The organism is Agromyces excoecariae (genome assembly GCF_051715505.1).
Classification (GTDB): domain Bacteria; phylum Actinomycetota; class Actinomycetes; order Actinomycetales; family Microbacteriaceae; genus Agromyces.
On the sequence record NZ_JBPSLA010000018.1, the window covers coordinates 67,417 to 81,343 of the forward strand.

Genomic DNA, 13,927 nt, shown 5'->3' on the forward strand with positions numbered 1-13,927 from the left:
GATGCCCCCGGCGGCGCTTCCGCATGTCCGCGTGTCGCGAACCGACGCGTCCTCGCTTGCACTCGGCGCATGCGAGTGCCAGAATCGGTTTAGCACTCGCTCGTTTCGAGTGCTAACCCACGGTTCTTAGACGTCCGGGAAGGGACGAGAGACACACATGGCAAAGATCATTGCTTTCGATGAGGAGGCCCGCCGCGGCCTCGAGCGTGGCCTCAACACGCTCGCCGACGCGGTCAAGGTGACCCTCGGCCCGCGCGGCCGCAACGTCGTGCTCGAGAAGAAGTGGGGCGCCCCCACGATCACGAACGACGGCGTGTCGATCGCGAAGGAGATCGAGCTCGACGACCCGTACGAGAAGATCGGCGCGGAGCTCGTCAAGGAGGTCGCGAAGAAGACCGACGACGTCGCCGGTGACGGCACCACCACCTCGGTCGTGCTCGCCCAGGCGCTCGTGCGCGAGGGTCTCCGCAACGTGGCCGCCGGCGCCGACCCCATCTCGCTGAAGCGCGGCATCGAGAAGGCCGTCTCGGCCGTCTCGGAGGAGCTCCTCGCCGCCGCCAAGGAGGTCGAGACGAAGGACGAGATCGCCGCCACCGCGTCGATCTCGGCCGCCGACCCGCAGATCGGCGAGATCATCGCCGAGGCGATCGACAAGGTGGGCAAGGAGGGCGTCGTCACCGTCGAGGAGTCGAACACCTTCGGCACCGAGCTCGAGCTGACCGAGGGCATGCGCTTCGACAAGGGCTACCTGTCGGCGTACTTCGTCACCGACCCCGAGCGCCAGGAGGCGGTCTTCGAGGACCCGTACATCCTCATCGCCAACCAGAAGATCTCGAACATCAAGGACCTGCTCCCGATCGTCGACAAGGTGATCCAGTCGGGCAAGCAGCTCCTGATCATCGCCGAGGACGTCGACGGCGAGGCCCTGGCCACGCTCGTCGTGAACAAGATCCGCGGCATCTTCAAGTCGGTCGCCGTCAAGGCGCCGGGCTTCGGCGACCGCCGCAAGGCCCAGCTCCAGGACATCGCGATCCTCACCGGCGGCCAGGTCATCTCCGAGGAGGTCGGCCTCAAGCTCGAGAACGCCACCCTCGACCTGCTCGGCCAGGCCCGTAAGGTCGTCATCACCAAGGATGAGACGACCATCGTCGAGGGCGCGGGCGACCCCGACCAGATCGCCGGCCGCGTGGCCCAGATCCGTTCGGAGATCGAGAACACCGACTCGGACTACGACCGCGAGAAGCTCCAGGAGCGCCTCGCCAAGCTCGCCGGCGGCGTCGCCGTCATCAAGGCGGGCGCGGCCACCGAGGTCGAGCTGAAGGAGCGCAAGCACCGCATCGAGGACGCCGTGCGCAACGCGAAGGCCGCCGTCGAGGAGGGCATCGTCGCCGGTGGTGGCGTGGCCCTCATCCAGGCCGGCAAGGCCGCGTTCGGCAAGCTCGAGCTCACGGGCGACGAGGCGACCGGTGCGAACATCGTCAAGGTCGCCATCGAGGCTCCGCTCAAGCAGATTGCCCTCAACGCCGGCCTCGAGCCGGGCGTCGTCGCGAACAAGGTGTCGGAGCTCCCCGCGGGCCACGGCCTGAACGCCGCGACCGGCGAGTACGGCGACCTCCTCGCGCAGGGCATCATCGACCCCGCCAAGGTGACCCGCTCGGCGCTGCAGAACGCCGCGTCGATCGCCGGCCTCTTCCTCACCACCGAGGCCGTGGTCGCCGACAAGCCGGAGAAGGTCGCTGCGGCTCCCGCCGACCCGACGGGCGGCATGGACTTCTAGTCCGTTCGCGGATCCCGATCCGCATCGCGGCATCCGCCGCACCAACGCGCGAAGGGCGCCTCCCGCGGGAGGCGCCCTTCGTCGTGTCCGGGTGGGCGACGGCGGGCGCGTCGCCGCGTCTCACCGGACGAAGAGGCGGGCGTTCGACTGCTCGGCATCGGCGTAGTGCATCGCGGCGGCCCCGAGCGCGTGGTTCAGCCCGGCGAGGCTCTGCTCGACGTGCTGCTGCGTGACCCGCCAGTCGGCGACCGCGGCCTGGAACGCCGTGGACGCCTGGCCGGACCACGAGCCCTGCAGCCCCGTGAGCTGGGCCATGAGCGCTGCCACTTCGGACTGGATGCGCCCGATCGTCGCCTGCATGCCCTGCGTCGCGGCGTGCACCGCTTCGCTGTCGACCTGGTACCTGGTCATCGTCATCCTCTCGTCGTGATGCAGCGAACGTAGTCGCGCGATGCGCGGCACGCCGCGGCGTGCGAGGGGAGGCATGGCGTGGGCGCCGGCCCCGCCCGTGTGGAGGACGGGCGCGCCGTGCGACGCCGGGTCAGGCCTGGGCGACGGTCTGCGGCGCGGCGGTCGAACCGGCGAGGGGGAGCGCCACGCGGAACGTCGCTCCGCCGCCCGGCGTCTCGACGACGTCGACGTGGCCGTTGTGCGCCGAGACGATGGAGGAGACGATCGCGAGTCCGAGTCCGGATCCGCCCGTCTCGCGCGTGCGGGACGTGTCGGCGCGCCAGAACCGCTGGAAGATCTTCTCGCGGATCTGCGGCGGGATGCCTTCGCCGTGGTCGACGATCTCGAGGACCGCCCGCTCGGCGTCGTCGTCGACCGTCACGCGGATCTCGATCGGGCTCTCGACCGGCGTGAAGCGGATCGCGTTGCCCATCAGGTTGGTGATCACCTGGCGGATCTTGTTCTCCTCGGCGAGCACGATCGCCCGGCGCACGGGCACGACCGCGGTCGGCGCGTCGGCCGCGGCGTTCGAGACGGCCGCATCCGGCGCGACGTCGGCTGCGGCGGTCGTTCGTGCGGCACCGCCTCGCGCCGACCGGGCCGTCGACGCGCTCCGGCCGCCCCGGCGGCCGCCTCGCGGCGGTGCGGCGTCATCGGCCGGCTCGTTCGCGCGCCGTCCGCGCAGCCGCGCGAGCGTCGCCCCCGCGAACGCCATGGGGCCCGACGCGCGCGCCGCCGCGGGGTCGAGGTCGACCTCGACGTCGGAGGGGACCACCTCCGTCGAACCCGTGGCGATCGCCTCCGGTGCGATGACGGTCACGGTGCGTCCGGGATTCGCGGCCATGGCATCGAGCGCAGCATCGCGCGCGAGCGGCACGAGGTCGACCTCGGCCAGGTCGAGCGGCTTCGCCTCGTCGAGGCGGGCGAGGGCGAGGAGGTCCTCGACGAGGCCGCCCATCCGGATGGCCTCCTTCTCGATGCGATCCATCGCCTGGGCGACGTCCTCCGGGTTCTGCAACGCCCCCATGCGGTACAGCTCCGCGTAGCCGCGGACCGAGACCAGCGGCGTGCGGAGCTCGTGCGAGGCGTCGCCGACGAATCGGCGCATCTGGTCGATCGTGCGCGCGCGGTCGCGGAACGCACGGTCGATGCGGTTCAGCATCGTGTTGAGCGAGCGGTTCAGCCGCCCGACCTCGGTGTTGGGCGTCGCCCCGCCGAGGCGCTGGCTGAAGTCGCCGTCGGCGATGGCGGCGGCCGTCGCCTCGACCTCGCGGAGTGGCGTGAAGGTCGTCGTGACGAGCATGCGGGTCAGCAGTGCACCGACGAGCACGACGCCGATGCCGAAGCCGAGGAAGATCGTGAGGTACGCGGCGAGCAGCCGCTCGGTGTCCTGCGACGAGATCGCGATGAGGATCGGCGCGAGGTTGCCCTGCTCGTCGGCGTACATGACGGCGTACACTCCGCGGAAGGTCAGGTCGCCGTTGGCGTCGGGCAGCGAGAAGACCCGGTACCCGCCGCCGACGTTCTGAGCGTAGACATCCGCCTGCGTCAATCGCTTCGGGATGAGCGGGAAGACGCCCGGATCGCGCGTGCCCCAGTTGTGCGTGAGGAACCTGCCGGAGTTCGCGTCGTACACGGCCACGAAGACGTCGTCGGAGGCGTTGAAGTCGAATGCGTCGTCCGATCCCGAGGAGCTCCCGTCGCCGCGGGTGAGGTACTCGGAGATCCGGCTCGACGCGATCGACTCGAGCTTCGCCTCGAGCTGCGACTCGACGTAGGAGCGCAGCATCGCCGCGGTGCCGATGCCGGAGACCAGCAGGCCGAGCGTCAGCATGAGGACGGTGACGCCCGTGATCTTGGTCCGGAGCGAGATCCGGCTCCAACGGTCGGCGAGGGTCTGGTGCATGGCGGGCCGAGTCTACGGATCCTCCCTGTACCGGGCCTGTACTAGGACTTCGACTTCAGCATGTACCCGAAGCCGCGCTTGGTCTGGATGAGCGGTTCGGAGGAGTGCTGGTCGAGCTTGCGGCGCAGGTACGAGATGTAGCTCTCGACGATGCCCGCGTCGCCGTTGAAGTCGTACTCCCACACGTGGTCGAGGATCTGCGCCTTCGACAGCACGCGGTTCGGGTTCAGCATCAGGTAGCGCAGCAGCTTGAACTCGGTGGGGGAGAGCTCGACGGGCACGTCGCCGACGAGCACCTCGTGGGTGTCCTGGTCCATCGTGAGCTCGCCGGTGCGGATGACCGCGTCCTCCTCGGCATGCATCGTGCGGCGCAGGATGGCGCGGATGCGCGCGACGATCTCGTCGAGGCTGAACGGCTTGGTGACGTAGTCGTCGCCGCCGACCGTGAGGCCGGTGATCTTGTCCTCGGTGTCGTCCTTCGCGGTGAGGAAGAGGATCGGCGCCGTGTACCCGGCCGACCGCAGGCGCTTGGTGACGCCGAAGCCGTTCATGTCGGGCAGCATGACGTCGAGGATGATCAGGTCGGGCTCCTCCTCGAGCACGGCCGAGATGGTCTGCGCGCCGTTGGCCACCGCGCGCACCGCGAAGCCGGCGAACCGGAGGCTCGTCGTCAGCAGGTCGCGGATGTTGGGCTCGTCGTCGACGATGAGGATGCGAGGTCCGTCACTCATGCAACGATTCTGCTGCGCGTGGGCTGAATCTTGGCTGGGAATTGCTCGAATGCGATGCGAGCGGATGCCATGAGCCTTCGACGCGCGTCGGCGACCGTGCAAGACTCGCGGCATGGCACGCGAACGGGTGGTGATCGTCGGTGGCGGCCTCACGGCGGCGCGAGCAGCCGAGGCCATGCGGGAGCACGGGTCGGCCGACGAGATCGTGGTCGTGACGGAGGAACGGCGTCGTCCCCACGAACGGCCGCCGCTGTCGAAGGGCTACCTCGCCGGCGAGGCGCCGTCGAGCGCGATCTACCCGCTGGATGCCGCGTGGTACCGGGACCACGACGTCGACCTCCGGGTCGGCGTGCGTGCCCTCGCGCTCGACGCCGACGCGCGGACCCTCGAGACCGATGCCGGCGAGCTCGCCTGGGACCGGCTGCTCATCGCGACCGGCGCCTCGCCGCGACGCTTCGAGGGTCCCGGCGCGGCCCTGCGCGGCATCCACGTGCTGCGCTCGCTGCCGGATGCCACGCGCCTGCGCACCGCTCTCCGCGCCGGAGGCCGGCGCGTCGTCGTCATCGGCTCGAGCTGGATCGGGCTCGAGGTCGCGGCCGCGGCACGCGGGTACGGCGACGCCGTCACCGTGCTGGGCCGGAGCGAGGCGCCGCTCGACGGCGCGGTCGGCCGCGAGCTCGGCGGCATGTTCGCCGACCTCCACCGCGAGCACGGCGTCCAGGTGCGCACCGAGGTGGCGGCCTCGGCTCTCGTCGGGGAGCGGGGCCGCGTGCGCGGGGTCGTGCTCTCGACGGGCGAGGAGGTGCCGGCCGACCTCGTCGTCGTCGGCATCGGGGCGACGCCGAACGTCGGTCTCGCGGCATCCGCTCGCCTCACGGTCGACGACGGCATCGCGACGGATGCCTCGTTCCGTACGAGCGCCGACGGCGTCTACGCCGCCGGCGACGTGGCGAGCGTGTTCAACCCGACGCTCGGTCACCGACTGCGCGTCGAGCACTGGGCGAATGCCGACGCGAGCGGGCGCGCCGTCGGACGGGTGCTCGCGGGGGAGGAGCTCGAGTACGACGAGATCCCGTACTTCTACACCGACCAGTACGACCTCGGCATGGAGTACTCGGGATACGGCGAACTCGCCGACCGCGCGGACCTCGTGGTCCGCGGCGACCTCGCGGCGCGTGAGTGCATCGCGTTCTGGGTCCTCGACGGCCGTGTCGTCGCCGGCATGAACGTCAACGTCTGGGACGTGAACGACGAGGTGCAGCGGCTCATCCGCGACCGCATCGCGGTCGACCCCGCGGCGCTCGCCGACCCCGCGGTGCCCCTCGCCGGGATCGGCGCCGCGTGAGCGACACGATCCGGCGCATCGGCCCGCGGGAGTTCGACTTCGCCCGGCAGGTCGCGGTCATGGCGATCGTGAACCGCACGCCCGACTCCTTCTACGACCGGGGTTCGACCTTCGCGCTCGACCGTGCGGTCGAGGCCGCCCACTCGGCGGTGGCCGACGGCGCCGACTGGGTCGACATCGGCGGCGCGAAGTTCGCGCCGGGCCCGCCGATCCCGGTCGACGAGGAGGCCGATCGCGTGGTGCCCGTCGTCGCCGCGCTCGCCGGGTCGGGAGCCGTCGTCTCGGTCGACACGTTCCACCCCGAGGTGGCGCGCCGGGCGATCGCGGCGGGCGCGCACGTGATCAACGACACCACGGGAATCCACGACCCGGCCATGGCCGACGTCGTCGCCGACAGCGACGCGACGATCGTGATCACGCACAGCCTCGCTGCACCGCGCAGGCCGCACCCGATGCCGGAGTACGGCGACGTCGTCACCGAGGTCGGCGCGTTCCTCCGCGAACGCATCGACCTCGCCCGTGCGCGCGGAGTGCCCGACGAGCGCATCGTGATCGACCCCGGGCACGACCTGAACAAGAACACGCTGCACTCGCTCGAGCTCACGCGGCGGCTCGGCGAGATCGCCGGGATCGGGCCGCCGCTGCTCGTCGCCCTCTCGAACAAGGACTTCGTCGGCGAGAGCGTCGGCCGGCCCGACCGGCGGGACCGGCTGGCCGGCTCGCTCGCGGCGGCGGTGTACTGCATCGACCGCGGGGCGCGCATCCTCCGCGTGCACAACGTGCGCGAGACGGTCGACGCCGTCCGGATGGTCGAGGCGATCGAGGGATGGCGCGAGCCGGCGTTCCTCGAGCACAACCTGCGGCCGGGCGGTTCGTCGTGAGCACGGGGATCACCGCATCCGACCGGCGGCCATTCGATGCGGACCGGATGCACGCCGCCTACGCCGTCGACGTCGTCGACTCCGGCGGTGGCGCGGACGCGGTCTTCTGCCGGGTCAACATGGTCGAGAGCCTCGACGGGGCGGCGACGCTCGCCGGCCGCAGCGGCGGCCTCGGCGACGACGAGGACCAGCGGCTCATGTCGGTGCTCCGGTCGCACGCCGACGTCGTCCTCGTCGGGTCTGGCACGGTCCGCGCGGAGGGCTACGGCGGTGCCGCGGTCGTCGAGGCGGATGCCGCGTGGCGCGCCGCGCGCGGGCGCGACCCGCAGCCGCGATTCGCCGTGGTCTCGTCCCGGCTCGAGCTCGAGCCGCGGCATCCGTTCTTCGCCGACGCCGTCGCGCGCCCGATCGTCGTCACGAGCGAGGCCGCTCCGCCCGACCGCCGGGAGGCGCTCGCACGCGTCGCCGACGTGATCGTCGCGGGCGGCCGGCGCGTCGACCTCGCCGCGGCGTTCACCGGGCTCGGGCGACGCGGCCTCCGCTCGATCCTCTCGGAGGGCGGGCCGGGCCTGCTCGGGGCGCTCGCCGAGGCCGACCTCGTCGACGAGCTGTGCGTGACGCTCAGCCCGGTGCTCGTCGGCGGCAGCGCCACGCGCATCTCGGAGTCGGCCTCGGAGCGTCCGCGCGGGATGCGGCTCGTGCACGCGATCCAGGGCGAGCGCATGCTGTTCCTACGCTACGCGCGGGGGTGAGCGGTCCGCCCGCGCGGCCCATTGACACCGTCCGACGGCGCCGCCTAGCCTCTGCGTGCGGTGCGCGACGCGCCCGCCGAGGACGAGGAGAGGTGATGGGGTGAGCGTCGACGCCGCCGACCGGATCCGGCCCAAGCCATGCCCCGAGGCCGCGCCGCGCGTGAACGTCTGGGCGACGCCCGCGTTCTGGTGGCGCGCCGCGATCGTCCTCGTGGTGCTCTGGGGCCTCGTCGCGGGGGAGCGCCGCCTGGCGTACTTCACGACGCAGAGCAACGTCATCGTCTTCGCGTACTTCGCCGGAGCGCTGTACTGGATGCTGCGGCGCCGCACCGCGGCGCCTCCGGCGCCGATCCTGCGGGGTGGCGTGACCACCTGGATCCTCACGACGATGGTCGTCTCGCACGTGCTGCTCAACCACTTCGAGAACCCGATCCCGGGCCTCCTCGTCGCGGACCCGACCGACCAGCTCGCCAATCGGGCGATCTTCGCGATGCACTACGTCGTGCCGGTCATGGTCCTCGTCGACTGGGTCGCGTTCGGACCGCACCGGGTCGTGCGGTGGAGGGATGCCGCGTGGTGGCTGCTCTACCCGGCCGTGTACGGGCTCCTGTTCCTCTGGCGCGCGCTGGCGCTGCCCGAGGTGCCCGATCGGTTCCCGTACCCGTTCCTCGACACCGACGCGCTCGGCGCGCTGGGGTCGCTGCTCGAGATGCTCAGGGTCGTCGCGTACATCGCGGTGCTCGGGGTCGTCGTGATGGCGCTCGACCGGTTCGCCTGGTGGGCCGGCACGCGGTTCCGGCGCGCCCGGTCCGGCGGCGGAGCGTCCGCCTGAACGCGGCTCAGGCGGCCTCGAGCGCGTGCGCGTCGAGGATCGTGTAGCTGTAGCCCTGCTCGGCGAGGAACCGCTGGCGGTTCAGCGCGAAGTCCTGGTCGACCGTGTCGCGCGCGACGAGCGTGTAGAAGTTCGCCGAGAGTCCCGACTCCTTCGGGCGGAGCAGGCGCCCGAGGCGCTGCGCCTCCTCCTGGCGGGAGCCGAACGATCCGGAGACCTGGATCGCGACGGTCGCCTCGGGGAGGTCGACCGAGAAGTTCGCGACCTTCGACACCACCAGCACCGGTGTCGTGCCGTCGCGGAACTCCTGGAAGAGCCGCTCCCGTTCGTCGACGGGGGTGGCGCCCGTCAGCTGCGGAGCGCCGAGGGTCTCGGCCAGCTCGTCGATCTGGTCGAGGTACTGGCCGATCACGAGGATGCGCTCGCCGGCGTGCCGGGCCACGAGCTCCTTGACCACGCCGAGCTTCGCGGGTGCGGTCGCGGCGAGGCGGTAGCGTTCGTCGTCGGCGGATGCCGCGTACGCGAGCCGCTCGGACTGCGGCAGGTCGATGCGCACCTCGTAGCAGGCGGCGGGGGAGATGAAGCCCTGGGCCTCGATCTCCTTCCACGGGGCGTCGAAGCGCTTGGGGCCGATGAGCGAGAAGACGTCGCCCTCGCGGCCGTCCTCGCGCACGAGCGTCGCGGTGAGGCCGAGGCGTCGCCGCGCCTGCAGTTCGGCGGTGAGCTTGAAGACGGGCGCGGGCAGCAGGTGCACCTCGTCGTACACCACGAGGCCCCAGTCGAGAGCGTCGAGCAGCGCCAGGTGCGCGTACTCGCCCTTCCGCTTCGCGGTGAGGATCTGGTAGGTCGCGATCGTGACCGGCTTGACCTCCTTGACCTGGCCGGAGTACTCGCCGATCTCGTCGGGCGTCAGGCTCGTTCGGCGCAGGAGTTCGTCGCGCCACTGGCGCGCCGAGACGGTGTTCGTCACGAGGATGAGCGTCGTGGTCTTGGCGGTCGCCATCGCGCCGGCGCCGACGAGCGTCTTGCCCGCGCCGCAGGGGAGTACGACGACGCCCGAACCGCCCTCGAAGAAGTTGTCGACCGCCTTCTGCTGGTAGTCGCGCAGGTGCCAGCCGTCCTGTTCGAGGTCGATCTCGTGCGGCGTCCCCGGCGTGTAGCCGGCGAGGTCCTCGGCCGGCCAGCCGAGCCGCACGAGCTCCTGCTTCAATGCGCCCCGCGCCCAGGCCTCGACGAGGAAGCTCGTGTCGTCGATCCGCTCGGTGAGCAGCGGGGCGACGCGCTTGGCGCCCGCGACCTCGGTGAGCACGGCGAGATCGTCGCTGCGCAGCCGGAGTGCGCCGTCGTCGGTGCGGTCGACCACGAGCCGGCCGTAGCGGTCGACCGTCTCGCGCATGTCGACGGCGACGGTCTGCGGCACCGGGAACTTCGCGTAGCGCTCGAGCGTGCCGAGCATGTCGTCGGCCGTGTGCCCCGCCGCGCGTGCGTTCCACAGGCCGAGCCGCGTGATGCGGTACGTGTGGATGTGCTCGGGTGCGCGCTCGAGTTCGGCGAAGATGGCGAGGTCGTGCCGCGCATCCTCGGCGAGCGGGTTCGCCACCTCGAGGAGCACGGTGCGATCGCTCTGGACGATCAGGGGGCCGTCTGACATAGCGGACCAGTCTATCCGGGATTTCCGAGGGCGGCGCTGAGGGCCACGGATGCCGCGGCGCGTCGCCCGCGGGTTCACGGTTCCGGGTTCCGGATCCCCGGCGTTCGCGTCGGTTCGCCCTCGACACTCGGCCCACCGGCCCGCGCGCCACGGCGCTCGCGTGTCGTACCCGGCCTCAGCTCCCGGCGGGGGCGGGCGCCACCGACGCGATGGCGGAGATCGGCAGCGTCCGCTCGATGTCGGACTTGCGGTCCCGCGCGCGCAAGCGTCCGTTCGCGACGCTCGCCGGCGCGAGGAGGTAATCGGCCGTGTCACCCCCCGGCATCCGCACGGTCACCGTGAGCGTCTCCTTCGCGCGCGCCGCCGCCTCGAGCTGGCGCGCGAGCCAGGCCTGCTCGGTCCCGCCCTCGGCATCCGCTTCGGCGAGCCGGTCGAGCAGGGCCTCGAGCGGGTCGACGCGCGGCGCCGGCGACGGCGCGTGCCCCACGTGGTGACGCCGCAGGCGCACGATGCGGCCCTCGGCGTCCTCTGCGGCGACCGGATAGCGCGCGTCGCTCAGGCCCCAGAAGACCACGTCGGGAGCGAAGCGGGAGAGCAGGCGGTGCGCGCCGTCCTGTCGGAGTCCGAGCGACGAGAGCGACTGGTCGACGAGGAGCGTGCCGATCAGCTGGGGATCGTCGGATCGGACCGACGATCGAGCGGGCGCCTCCGACGGGTCGGCGGCGCCGACCCGGACGGCGCCGAACCGCGCCGCCGATTCGCTCAGCAGGTATCCGAGCGGCTGCGGGATGCCGGTCAGCGAGATCTCCTCGAGGAAGGCGCGGATGCCCTCTTCGCTGTCGCCCGCTGCGAGGGCGCGGTTGACGGATGCCGCGGTCACCCGGTAGCTCGACGCGAGGTCGCGGCCCTCGACCTCGGCGAACGCACGCAGCCGGGCGTCGAGCGAGGGCTCGAGCGGGCCGGGGGAGACGATGGTCAGGTCGTGCTGCACGTAGACCTTGTCGACCTGCTGCGGGAAGTGCCGGGAGAGGCGCTCCGCGGCGCCGGAGAGGTCGCCGGAGAGCACGAGGGATGCCGTCTCGAGCGGTTCGCCGGAGACGGCGAGGCCGAGCGCCTCCGCGTCCTCCAGGAGCCGGTCCATGCCGTCCCGGAGCCAGGCGCCTCCGCCGGGGTAGTACCACGCGACGTCGTCCCTGATGGACGAGGAACTCAGTGCCTCGCTGCGCCGGACGACGAGGTCGCGCAGCGGCGCGGGGATGCGGGCTCGCCAGGCCTCGGCGAGCCGGGTCCACCGGGAACCGGTGCCGAGCATGATCCACTCCGCGCCCGCGTCGGACTCGAGCCACACCGGGCCGTCGCGCACGATGAGCCCGGCCTCGGTGGCCCGCCGCACGAGGCGCGGGAAGTCGTCGAGCTCGACGCCCGCAGCCTCTGCGAGACGCTTCGCATCGGGAAGCGCGAAGCCGCCCTTTGCGAGTTCGCGGGCGGGCTGCACCGCGAGGCCGGCGAGCAGCTCGGCGGTCGCCGCCACGGTGCCGTGCGCCGTCTCGGCCGCCCGCCGGTCGAGCAGGCCCGTGTCGGGGCGCTCACCGGGGACGGCGACCGGCGGGGCGTGCGCGGCGAGGGACTCGAGGCCCGGCAGGTCGTCATCGAGCCGAGCTCCGAGGCGAGCGGTGATCTCCGTCGGGACGTGGATGCGGTCGCCGTCGCGCAGCAGCAGGAGTCGCGCCACGAGGCGTTCGAGCACCGAGCCGGGGTCGCGGACCAGCGCCCCGGCGAGATCGTCGGCCCCGAGCCCGCGGAGCTCGTCGGCGAGTCGATCGAGGTCGGTCCACCCCGCGTCGTCGGACGTCTCCGCCGCGGCGGCGAGGACGGCGAGGGACGGCCGTTCCAGGCGGTCGATCGCGTGATCGATGGAGTCGGTCGCGGTGAGCGCCTCCGCGAGGTCGAAGAGATCGCGGACGCTCGAGTGATCGAGTTCGCGTGCGGCCAGCGCGGCCGCGAGGCGCTCGCGCGGAATCGCGCGGAGGCTCGCGGCGAGCACCAGCATGGCCGTCAGTCCGTGCCCTGCCGGGATTCCCGCGATCGGCGCACGCCGTTGACGACGAGGAGCGCGACCAGCAGGACGAAGCCGATTGGCAGCCCGATCAGGGGGAGCACCAGGACGAACGGCCAGATCCCCTCGCTGAACCCGTCGTCGGCGCCGACGCCTGCGAGCGTGCCGATCATGACCGCGAAGAACGCGATGATCGAGAGCCCGACGGTCGCGGCCACCATGTAGGCGAGGATGCGCTCAAGACGATGGTCGGTGATCGGGCCCTGATTGCTCACGGTCCCAGAATAGGCCCCACGACCGTCCGGGTGGGTGCCGGACCGTAGACTGGGGGCCGAGGTCGCCGCGGTTTCCGGCGCGCCCACCGAGACAGCGGGAGTTCCATCGATGCCCACCGGCAAGGTCAAGTTCTACGACGAGGAGAAGGGGTTCGGCTTCATCAGCGGCGATGACGGCCAGGAGGTCTTCCTCCACGCCTCCGCGCTTCCCGCCGGCGCGACCGTGCGCTCGGGTACCCGGCTGGAGTTCGGCATCGCGCAGGGCAAGCGCGGGGCGCAGGCGCTGTCGGTCCGCGTCCTCGATGCTCCGCCCAGCCTCGCGCGCATGCACCGCAAGCCGGCCGACGACATGGCGGTCATCGTCGAGGACCTGGTGAAGCTCCTCGACGGGATCGGCGCGAACCTGAAGCGCGGCCGGTACCCCGACAACGCCCACAGCCGGAAGATCGCCGCCCTACTGCGCAAGGTTGCGGACGAGCTGGATGCCTGATCAGGAGACCGCCGGCGAGGAGGTCGTCGGCGAGGAGATCCCCGGCGGCGAGGCCGAGGCATCCGACCGGTCGGTCGACGACGACCGACGCTCCCCGATCGTCCCCGACGACGTGCTGCTCGCCGCGGTCGACCTCGCGCGCGGAGCACTGCTCGAGGTCACCGCGCCGCAGACGGTCGGCTCGGTCATCGGCCACGTCGCGCACGACGACCACGTGCTCTCGCTGCACTTCGCCGCCGACCTGCCCGGCTACCCCGGGTGGCACTGGTCGGTCACGCTCGCCCGAGTGGAGGAGGCGGAGCCGACCGTGGTCGAGACCGAGTTGCTGCCCGGCGAGCAGGCGCTCCTCGCGCCCGAGTGGATCCCGTGGTCCGAGCGGCTCGCCGAGTACCGGGCGTCGCAGGCCGCTGCCGCCGCAGAGGCCGAGGCGGCCGACGACGAGGCCGACGCGGTCGACGACCTCGACGACGAGGACTCCGGCGACCACGAGCTCGACGACGGCGAGGACTCGGGCGACGACGTCGATGACGTCGACGACGACTTCGGCGATGCCGATGCCGACGCCGACGACGACTTCGGCGACGAGGACTCGGACGACGACGTCTTCGACGGCATCGACATCGATGCGCTCGATGCATCGGGCGGGTCCGACGACGACGGATCCGGCGACGACGGGTCCGATGACGAGCCCGGCGATGACGAGCCCGGCGACGACGGTGCTGACGACGAGGGCGCTGACGACGACGGCGCCGATGACGGGGCCGACGAGCAGGACTGAGCC

Annotated in this window: 13 protein-coding genes; 7 read left to right on the plus strand and 6 right to left on the minus strand. The window is 72.0% G+C overall.

Annotated features, from left to right (window positions below):
* The first annotated feature begins 157 nt into the window (after positions 1-157).
* A complete protein-coding gene (gene groL / locus ACSJD1_RS17105) occupies positions 158-1,777 on the plus strand; it encodes a chaperonin GroEL (protein ID WP_438856493.1) in 1,620 nt (539 codons plus the stop codon).
* 120 nt (positions 1,778-1,897) lie between these two features.
* Here groL and ACSJD1_RS17110 read toward each other — a convergent pair whose 3' ends face one another.
* The 3 genes from ACSJD1_RS17110 to ACSJD1_RS17120 all read right to left on the minus strand — a co-directional run bounded on the left by ACSJD1_RS17110 (position 1,898) and on the right by ACSJD1_RS17120 (position 4,864).
* Positions 1,898-2,188, minus strand: a complete 291-nt coding sequence (locus ACSJD1_RS17110; protein ID WP_438856494.1) for a WXG100 family type VII secretion target — start codon at positions 2,186-2,188, stop codon at positions 1,898-1,900.
* Between the two features lie 130 nt (positions 2,189-2,318).
* The gene (locus tag ACSJD1_RS17115) at positions 2,319-4,133 is read right to left on the minus strand and encodes a sensor histidine kinase (RefSeq protein WP_438856495.1); all 1,815 of its coding nucleotides are present in this window, start codon (positions 4,131-4,133) and stop codon (positions 2,319-2,321) included.
* Between the two features lie 41 nt (positions 4,134-4,174).
* A complete protein-coding gene (locus tag ACSJD1_RS17120; protein WP_155053295.1) occupies positions 4,175-4,864 on the minus strand; it encodes a response regulator transcription factor in 690 nt (229 codons plus the stop codon).
* A gap of 112 nt (positions 4,865-4,976) precedes the next feature.
* Here ACSJD1_RS17120 and ACSJD1_RS17125 point away from each other — a divergent pair, with 112 nt between their 5' ends.
* From ACSJD1_RS17125 to ACSJD1_RS17140, 4 genes are all read left to right on the plus strand, one after another.
* Positions 4,977-6,209: an NAD(P)/FAD-dependent oxidoreductase gene (locus tag ACSJD1_RS17125; RefSeq protein WP_438856496.1), complete on the plus strand. Its 1,233-nt coding sequence runs from the start codon at positions 4,977-4,979 to the stop codon at positions 6,207-6,209.
* Between the two features lie 59 nt (positions 6,210-6,268).
* The gene (folP, locus tag ACSJD1_RS17130; RefSeq protein WP_438856557.1) at positions 6,269-7,090 is read left to right on the plus strand and encodes a dihydropteroate synthase; all 822 of its coding nucleotides are present in this window, start codon (positions 6,269-6,271) and stop codon (positions 7,088-7,090) included.
* Positions 7,091-7,137: 47 nt separating this feature from the next.
* The gene (locus ACSJD1_RS17135) at positions 7,138-7,842 is read left to right on the plus strand and encodes a pyrimidine reductase family protein (protein ID WP_438856497.1); all 705 of its coding nucleotides are present in this window, start codon (positions 7,138-7,140) and stop codon (positions 7,840-7,842) included.
* Positions 7,843-7,942: 100 nt separating this feature from the next.
* Positions 7,943-8,674, plus strand: coding sequence for a Pr6Pr family membrane protein (locus ACSJD1_RS17140; RefSeq protein ID WP_438856498.1), 732 nt, complete (start codon positions 7,943-7,945; stop codon positions 8,672-8,674).
* 7 nt (positions 8,675-8,681) lie between these two features.
* Here ACSJD1_RS17140 and ACSJD1_RS17145 read toward each other — a convergent pair whose 3' ends face one another.
* From ACSJD1_RS17145 to ACSJD1_RS17155, 3 genes are all read right to left on the minus strand, one after another.
* Positions 8,682-10,325, minus strand: a complete 1,644-nt coding sequence (locus tag ACSJD1_RS17145; protein ID WP_438856499.1) for a DNA repair helicase XPB — start codon at positions 10,323-10,325, stop codon at positions 8,682-8,684.
* Between the two features lie 175 nt (positions 10,326-10,500).
* Positions 10,501-12,375 (minus strand): helicase-associated domain-containing protein, encoded by a 1,875-nt coding sequence (locus ACSJD1_RS17150; protein ID WP_438856500.1) that lies wholly within the window; start codon positions 12,373-12,375, stop codon positions 10,501-10,503.
* Between the two features lie 5 nt (positions 12,376-12,380).
* Positions 12,381-12,656: a hypothetical protein gene (locus ACSJD1_RS17155; protein ID WP_438856501.1), complete on the minus strand. Its 276-nt coding sequence runs from the start codon at positions 12,654-12,656 to the stop codon at positions 12,381-12,383.
* Between the two features lie 109 nt (positions 12,657-12,765).
* Here ACSJD1_RS17155 and ACSJD1_RS17160 point away from each other — a divergent pair, with 109 nt between their 5' ends.
* Together ACSJD1_RS17160 and ACSJD1_RS17165 are read left to right on the plus strand one after the other, a co-directional pair.
* Positions 12,766-13,146: a cold-shock protein gene (locus ACSJD1_RS17160; protein WP_155053289.1), complete on the plus strand. Its 381-nt coding sequence runs from the start codon at positions 12,766-12,768 to the stop codon at positions 13,144-13,146.
* Positions 13,139-13,924, plus strand: a complete 786-nt coding sequence (locus tag ACSJD1_RS17165) for a DUF3027 domain-containing protein (RefSeq protein WP_438856502.1) — start codon at positions 13,139-13,141, stop codon at positions 13,922-13,924. Before ACSJD1_RS17160 ends, ACSJD1_RS17165 begins: the two co-directional genes overlap by 8 nt.
* Positions 13,925-13,927 lie beyond the last annotated feature (3 nt).